Annotated in this window: 1 protein-coding gene; it reads right to left on the bottom strand. The window is 40.4% G+C overall.

Features of this window, described 5'->3' with window-relative positions; genetic code table 11:
• Positions 1-149 precede the first annotated feature (149 nt).
• Entirely contained in the window at positions 150-701 is a 552-nt protein-coding gene (locus HHO50_RS20925) for a hypothetical protein (RefSeq protein WP_181309093.1), read from the bottom strand.
• Positions 702-800 lie beyond the last annotated feature (99 nt).

The raw sequence follows: 800 nt of genomic DNA, 5'->3' as shown, positions 1-800 counted from the left end.
TCTGCTGGTTTATTTCTGCTTCTCTTGCAGATTCTTTTTTCTGCCGTGAAGCCCGATGAAAGGTTCTTCAAATTTGCCCCAACGGTCACGTATAAAAAACGTGCTAGGCCGTCGGCCGAAGTATGATTTTTATACAGTGTTAGCTGTTGTTATTTTACCTTTTTCCCGTTTCTATACTCTATAACCTCAATTATATTACCTTGTCGGTCATAGTACCTGCACACTCCATGCCTTTTGTGCTTCCTTCCCTCGGACAGGAACATTTCAACACTTGCAGTGTCGCTGCCACTTCCAGGGAAGAACAGAATATGTTTTGTAATCCTAGCTGTTTTTTCCCATTGTACTTCATCGTATCCAAACAATTCTGAATATCTGCTCCCGTCCTCATTGTAGATTTTGTCATTAATCATGCGGCCCGAGGAGTCGTGGGTTAAAAGGGATAGAAGCTGTCCGTTATTATGGTAATGTTTCCATTCCCCTAGTTGAGTAAAAGTGTACTTGCCTTTTTCAACTTTAATTTTCAGGGTACCAGTTAAGTCAACTTGCCCGTTCTTTAGGTAGGAAGTATGTGTTTTAGTAATAACTTGTCCTTCAATTAACTGCGCTTTTTCCTCTGGCGTAAGATGCTTTCTGAAAGTAGGTTCGTAGGAAGTTGCACATGATGTCAAGGCAAGAAAAAATAGAATAGTAAGTTTTTTCATTTTATTAATAACAGCTAACGGCCGCTGCTAAACGACGGCCAAGAGTTTTGCCTGATTATCTCTCAAAGTACCGATTGCAGTTTTAGAAAGCAACTGGTT

Source organism: Rufibacter sp. XAAS-G3-1 (genome assembly GCF_013623775.1).
GTDB lineage: Bacteria > Bacteroidota > Bacteroidia > Cytophagales > Hymenobacteraceae > Nibribacter.
This window is presented reverse-complemented; position numbering and strand designations above follow the sequence as displayed.

What these genes read in the sequence shown, in the direction of transcription:
- HHO50_RS20925 (WP_181309093.1), bottom strand. Translation starts at nt 701, where the DNA reads ATGAAAAAACTTACTATTCTATTTTTTCTTGCCTTGACATCATGTGCA.